The organism is Stenotrophomonas sp. SMYL86, from assembly GCF_036320025.1.
GTDB lineage: Bacteria > Pseudomonadota > Gammaproteobacteria > Xanthomonadales > Xanthomonadaceae > Stenotrophomonas > Stenotrophomonas maltophilia_A.
On sequence record NZ_JAWIRU010000031.1, the window covers coordinates 23,060 to 29,545 of the forward strand.

The 6,486-nt window shown below is 66.4% G+C and carries 8 protein-coding genes; all 8 read right to left on the reverse strand.

Features of this window, described 5'->3' with window-relative positions; translation table 11 throughout:
- Position 1: 1 nt before the first annotated feature.
- Positions 2-679 (reverse strand): hypothetical protein, encoded by a 678-nt coding sequence (locus V3B64_RS21395; protein WP_154262149.1) that lies wholly within the window; start codon positions 677-679, stop codon positions 2-4.
- Positions 680-779: 100 nt separating this feature from the next.
- A complete protein-coding gene (locus tag V3B64_RS21400; protein ID WP_049398326.1) occupies positions 780-1,880 on the reverse strand; it encodes a hypothetical protein in 1,101 nt (366 codons plus the stop codon).
- The gene (locus V3B64_RS21405; protein ID WP_329914930.1) at positions 1,871-3,067 is read right to left on the reverse strand and encodes a hypothetical protein; all 1,197 of its coding nucleotides are present in this window, start codon (positions 3,065-3,067) and stop codon (positions 1,871-1,873) included. Before V3B64_RS21405 ends, V3B64_RS21400 begins: the two co-directional genes overlap by 10 nt.
- A 107-nt stretch (positions 3,068-3,174) precedes the next feature.
- Positions 3,175-4,437 (reverse strand): sigma-70 family RNA polymerase sigma factor, encoded by a 1,263-nt coding sequence (locus V3B64_RS21410; protein WP_329914932.1) that lies wholly within the window; start codon positions 4,435-4,437, stop codon positions 3,175-3,177.
- 45 nt (positions 4,438-4,482) lie between these two features.
- Positions 4,483-4,839: a DUF1428 domain-containing protein gene (locus tag V3B64_RS21415; protein WP_032128771.1), complete on the reverse strand. Its 357-nt coding sequence runs from the start codon at positions 4,837-4,839 to the stop codon at positions 4,483-4,485.
- Positions 4,840-4,862: 23 nt separating this feature from the next.
- The gene (locus tag V3B64_RS21420; RefSeq protein ID WP_032128772.1) at positions 4,863-5,273 is read right to left on the reverse strand and encodes a VOC family protein; all 411 of its coding nucleotides are present in this window, start codon (positions 5,271-5,273) and stop codon (positions 4,863-4,865) included.
- 34 nt (positions 5,274-5,307) lie between these two features.
- Entirely contained in the window at positions 5,308-5,730 is a 423-nt protein-coding gene (locus V3B64_RS21425; RefSeq protein WP_012509913.1) for a VOC family protein, read from the reverse strand.
- 68 nt (positions 5,731-5,798) lie between these two features.
- Positions 5,799-6,212, reverse strand: coding sequence for a YciI family protein (locus tag V3B64_RS21430; RefSeq protein WP_049424778.1), 414 nt, complete (start codon positions 6,210-6,212; stop codon positions 5,799-5,801).
- Positions 6,213-6,486 lie beyond the last annotated feature (274 nt).

Sequence of the window (6,486 nt, forward strand, 5' to 3'; positions counted from 1 at the left end):
ATCAGAGCGTGTCGAGCATCGAATCGGCGTTGGACGGCACCTTCACCTTGCTCTTCCTGGCGAAGGTCACGGCCGACTTGGTCGAACCGTACAGGCCCTGGATGAAGCCCGGCGATTCCTTGGCCACCCATGCACCTGCTGCCAGCTTGCGGCCGACGGTGGCCAGCTGGGTCGCGCCCAGGTTCTTCATGCCGGCGGTGAAGTTGCTGGCTTCGCCGCCCAGCTTCTGTGCTTCGGCCGCCGAGGACAGCAGCGAGACCAGGCCTTCGGCGTAGTGCTGCTTGGATTCAGCGTTCAGTTCCGGCTGTGCGGCCTGGCGCTCGTTGATCGCCGCCTGCGCAGCTTCACTGACCGACACCGACTTCTTCATCGCATCGACGCTGACCGAACCCGACGACAGCGCCTGGCGCTCGGCTTCCAGCAGCTGCACCTGCTCGGCCAGGCCGAAGGCGCGGGCAAACGAGGTCTGGGCCTGCAGCGAGTGCGACTGCGAACTGACGAAACGACGCACCAGCGCTTCCTGCGCGGCTTCGTCCGGAGCGGCGGCGCTGGAGGCGCTGCTGCTGGAGGTGCCGGTAGCGGCGCCAGCCAGGTCCTTCAGCTTGCCCAGGCCAGCGTGGGCCGGCATCGACAGGGTGGCGGCAGCGATGGCCACGACAAGAGCGGTATTGCGGATCATGTGAGTGTCCTTTTGGGAGAGACGGCCGCGAAGCGGCACGTGGGAAATCGGTAACCCCAGGGCGATGCCGAGCGAGCTCGGCACCCACCGGGGTGGCGGATCAACGAACCGCCTTGACGTTCAGTTCGTTGATCATCTGCTGGGCAGCCTTTTCAGCCGCCAGCTGCAGCGCGTTGGTACGGGCGACGGTTTCGTTCGGGCCGGTACCGGAGAACTGCACCGGGCCCACCGACGACACGGTGCGCGGGAAGCGACCGGTCACATCCAGCACCTTGCCGGTGACCGTGACGAACACGCGGGTGTTGCCGCTGGCCGGGTCGCGGTCGCGCATGCCCACGTCGAGGGTGCCGACGGCGATGTACGGGATGTTGGCCGCACGGATGCCGTTGGCGGTATCACGCAGGGTGGCCGGGGCCAGGTCGTTGCCGGTGCTGAAGTCCTTGCGGATACGCTCGATGCTGAGCAGGCCGCGCGATTCGCCTTCCACGTATTCGGCTTCAACCACTTCGTAGCCGGCGGCGCTGAAGGCGCCGGTCATCGCGGTGTTCACTTCGGCGGCGTTGGCCACCTTCCAGCTGATGTTGTCGCTGCGCTGGGTGGTGCTGCCGCCGCTGGTGACCGACATCGAACCGTTCTGGTTGATGCTGCCGTTGGTGCTGACCGAGTTGCCGCGGAAGCTGTCGCCTTCACGGGTGTTCTCACTGTAGCTGCTGCTGGCGTCGACGCGGCGGTATTCCTTGTCCTGGAACGACTGCACGGTGTCCTGCGAGCGCGCCATGAACAGGAAGGTCAGCAGCGAGCGCTGCGCGGCGGTGGCACCGGCCACGGCCGAGCCGGCATCCAGCTTGGTCTGCAGCAGTGTGGTGTTGATCTCGGCGCGGACGGTGACGGTGTAGGTCTTGGCCTTCTTGTCTTCGGTGTCCGACAGCTGCACGGCGCTGAGCACGTAGCGGTCGATCTCGCCGATGAACTCGGAGCGACGTGCTTCGAACAGGCGCAGCTTGGCCGCACCGGTTTCGGCGATGTACGCCTCCAGTGCATTGACCTTGGCCTTGTTCAGGGCCTGGGCGCGGGTGTCGGCACTCAGGCGCAGGCCGTAGCTGGCCGAACCGGTACCGCGTGAACTGGCGGTCTGTGCAGCGACCGGGGAGGCCACCACCAGGGCGATGAGGATGAGCAGGATGGTACGCATCAACGACATGACTTGATCAACTCCTGGAGGGCTTGGGTCTGCTGCTGCAACGGGCGGCCGCCCGGCTTCTGTTCGTCCAGCCAGCCGCGCGAATCGGCGCGCTTGGCGGCGGCGCCGGCGAAGGCGTCGAAGCCGGCCAGCAGGGTTTCGTAGCTGGCCGACCACTGGTCGACCTGCCACTGCGTGACCGGCACCACCTTGGTGGCACCCTTGCGCAGCGGCTGTTCGAAATAGACCTTGCCGGAGAACGGCTCGGTCACCTTGGCGGTGAAGAACGCGCCGAACAGCATCGTCTTCATCGCCGGCGTTTCTTCGATCACGCCGTTCTTCAGCGCATCCACCTGCAGGTTGATGACGTAGTCCGGCTCGGGAATCTTCAGCTGGTAGACCTTGCCGTCGGCAAAGCGCGCCGCCATCGCACCACCGATCGCCTGGCCCGAGGCCGGCGGCAGCAGGCCGACGCCGGTATTGGACGACAGCGTCTTGGACAGCTCATGGGCCAGCGTGGCGCGCAGCGGGGCTTCCCACTTCGGGTCGGGCAGCTTGGCGCGGACCACGTCGGACAGGGTTACGCCACCGACCTGCAGGCGACGCACGGCGGCATCGGGCAGCCTGGCCTGGGCGAGGCTGGCAGCCAGCACCTGCGACAGGCTGGTATCGGCGCTGCCATACAGGAGATCGGCGACGATCGCGTCGATATCGTCGTTGTCCGGCCGGTAATCCTGCACGTCGATGCGCTGCAGGGTAAGCGGATAGGACGCGATCACCTGGCGCTCGCGGAAATCGAAGAACAGCGCCTGCAGCGCCACTTCCACCAGCACCTTGTACTGGTCACCGATCGGCTCGACCGAGACCAGTTCGCGGTCCAGTGCCGCGGCCAGCACTGTCGCACTGGTGGTGCCGTCGAGCATCGCCACCGGCTGGTCGATCAGTTCCAGATTGGCCGGCGGGCGACGCTTGAGCCCCTGCCCCAGGGTCTGGTTGAGCGGGATCAAGCCACGCTTTTCCAGCACGGCGTGCGCATGCGGCGTGGTCGCCTGCACGGCATCGGCATCAGCGGTATAGGCAAAACCGGCCCAATAGGCCTGCTGTGATTTGTCTGCCGCCTGCACGGCCATCGGCCATACGGCCAGGCACAGGGCACAGGCAAGCAGGCGCGCAAAAGCGCGCGATGCGCTCTTCGTCCTTGAATACATCCAACCGCTCCTCGGTCAATACGCATGGAAAGTGGACGCTGACGCGTCCGCTGGGCGCGAAACATAACGGCTCGCGGGCCCGCCGACAAGTGCTGCCTTCGTCGAGGTCACTCCGTGGGAGGCAGGCCGGCCCGTTGCCGCAGCAGGCCCCGCTCTGCCTGGTTCTGGCTGAGTCTGGCGGCTTCCGCAAAAGCGTGACGTGCGTCCAGGTCGCGCCCCAGCGCCTGTAGTAACTCCCCGCGCACCACCTGCAGCGGCGCGTACTCACGCAGTCGCGCGTCCACCAGCAACGGCTGCAGCTGCGCCCACGCCGCGAAGGCACCGTCACTGCGCAGCACCGCCACGACCCGGTTCAATGCAACAACCGGCGAGGGCTGCACCTGCAGCAGCTGCGTATAGAGCGCTGCGATGCGCGGCCAGTCGGTATCCTCGGGGCGGCGCGCCGCTGCATGGCACGCTGCGATACGCGCCTGCAGTACATAGGGATCATCAGCGCCACCGGCGGCCAGCGCGCGCGCCAGCACCTGCTGCCCGCGTTCAATCTGCAGCCAGTCCCAGCGCGCGCGGTTCTGCTGGTCCAGCAGCACCGGCGCGCCGTGCGCGTCCACGCGCGCCGCCGCGCGCGAGGCCTGCAGTTCCATCAGCGCCAGCAGGCCCAGCACCGGCGGCACCGGCAGCCGGTGCGCCAGGATGCGCGCGAGCCGCAGCGCCTCCTCGCACAGTGCCGGGCGCATCCAGTCGTCACCGGCACTGGCCGCATAGCCTTCGTTGAACACCAGGTAGATCGCTTCCAGCACCGAACCAAGCCGCTCGGGCATCGCGTCAGCACGCGGGACCTCGTAGGGCACCTGCTTCTGCGCCAGCGTGCGCTTGGCACGAACGATGCGCTGCGCAATGGTCGGTTCGGGTTGCAGGAACGCGCGCGCGATCTCCACGGTGGTCAGGCCACCCAGCAGGCGCAGGGTCAGTGCCACCCGTGCGTCGGCCGGCAGCACCGGATGGCAGGCCACGAACATCAGCCGCAGCAGGTCGTCACCCAGATCATCTTCCAGCGCCTGGCTGTCGTCCGGTGCTGGCAAGGGTGCCGGATGCAGCTCCTCGCCCCACTGCGCATGCTGCTGCGCCACCCGCTGGTGCTGGCGCAGCACATCAATGGCACGGTTGCGCGCAGTGGTCATCAGCCAGGCTCCGGGGTTGTCCGGGATGCCCTGCTCCGGCCAGCGCTCCAGCGCGGCCAGCCAGGTGTCCTGGGCCAGCTCCTCGGCGCGGCCGACATCGCCCCCGAGCAGCCGCGCCAGGCGCGCGATCAACACCGGCGACTCCATCCGCCAGAGGGTTTCCAGACGCTGCGTCAGTGCGGGCTCGAGCATGCGCCGATCACAGCACGCACGCCCGGCCCGCACAAGCGCCGCAGCTCACGCTTCAACTATCGGCTTGAAGCCACCCCAGAACATGCGCTTGGTATCGAACGGCATGTCCTTCGGGCCCAGTGACGCCAGCCGCGGGTCCGCCATTACTTTCGCGTTGATACGGTCGCGCGCCGCGCGCGAACGGAACACCACGAAGGCGACGATCACCGTTTCGCCAGGTTTGGCCTTGACCGCACGCGGAAACGACGTGCTCTTTCCCGGTTCCACATCGTCAGCCACGCATTCCATGTACTGCAGCGCGCCATGGTCCTTCCACACCGCACCGGCCTTGCGGGCAAGGCGGCGGTAGGCCGCCACCTTGTCCTGGGGGCACGGCAGCACGTAAGCATCCACGTAAGCCATGAGGATTCTCCCTGCGGCGGCCGTCAGCCCGGTTCGCCGTCCATGTGTGCGATTTCCCAGAGATGGCCATCCAGATCCTGGAAGCCGCGCTGGTACATGAAGCCCAGGTCGCGCGCCGGCTGCGGTTCGCTGCCGCCGGCGGCCAGTGCCTTGTCCACCAACTCGTCAACTGCCTTGCGACTGGGTGCCGAGAGTGCGTTGATCACTTCCGTGTGGGTGTGCGCATCGGCAATTGGCTTGTTGGTGAACTGCTGGAAAAAAGGTTGGGTCAGCAGCATCACGTAGATGCTCTCGCTGATGACCATGCCTGCCGCGTCATCGTTGGTGTAAGTTGGATTGAAGCTGTAGCCCAGCGCGGTGAAGAAGGCCTTGGATTTCTCCAGGTCCTTCACCGGAAGATTGACGAAGATCATCTGCGGTTGCGGTGCATTCATCGGTGAAGCTCCTTGTGGATGAAAAGAAGAGGGATCAGGGCTGCTTCATGCAGTTGACCATCCACGGCTTGCCGTAGCGGTCGATCAACATGCCCCAGCGGTGCGCCCAGAACGTTTCGGCGATCGGCATCTGCACCTGGCCACCGTCGGCCAGCGCGGCGAACACGCGTTCGGCTTCTTCGATGCTGTCGACGTCGACATTGATGGTGGTCGAGCCACCCTCGCCACCGCCGGGACCGTCGGCCGCCATCACGATGGCGCTACCGATTTCCAGCTGGCTGTGCGCGACGTGGTCCAGGGTTTCCGGCGGCATCTCGTTGCAGCCCGGCGAGCCATCGGAGGGCGGCATGTCGCGGTATTTCATTTCCGAGGTGACCTGGCCACCGAGTGCCTTTGCATAGAACGCCATCGCCTCATGGGCCTGGCCGCTGAAGCCGAGGAAGGGAATCAATTTCATGGCAATACTCCGTCGTGGGTTTCAGGGGGGTAGCGCCGGTCCATGCCCGGCGGGGGAAATGAATCGGGTCAACCTTCCAGCTGTGCACGCAGACGCTGTTCCTGCTGCTGTAATTCGGGGGTGAAGGCTTCACCGAAGTCTTCGGCGGAAATCAGCGGGCGCAGCTCCAGCGTGCCGCCACTGTTGAACGGCGCGCGGCTGGCCCATTCAACGGCCTCGTCCAGCGAGCGCACGTCCCACAGCCAGAAACCGGCGATCTGTTCGCTGGCGGGTCCAAACGGACCGGCCTCGACCTTGGGCGCGCCACTGCCGAAATGAATGCGACGACCGCGCTGGGTGGCGTGCAGGCCTTCACCGGCCAGCATGATGCCGGCGGCCACCAGTTGTTCGTTGAAGGCGCCCATTTCGGACAGTTCCTGTTCGCTGGGCATGCGGCCGGCTTCGGAGTCGGCGTTGGCCTTCACGATCACCATCACTTTCATTGCGGTCTCCCGTGGGGACGCGTGGTGCGTGCCCTTCACTGGGTACAACGAACCAGGGGGTTGGGAATCGACACGTCCTCTGAAAATTATTTCTTCCGTGGAAAGCGCGCCTTCGGCGGGCGTCGGCGAACGGCGGAGCCCCTCCGTGGTGGGGGTGGGTTGGTCGCTGAAAAGCTCGGGTTCATGGGTTTGGCCGGGTGGGTAGGCGGGTCGGGGGCCGCCGGGAACCCGGCCCGGGGGCGTGGGCGCGGCGGCCCGGCCGCGGCCCCCCCCG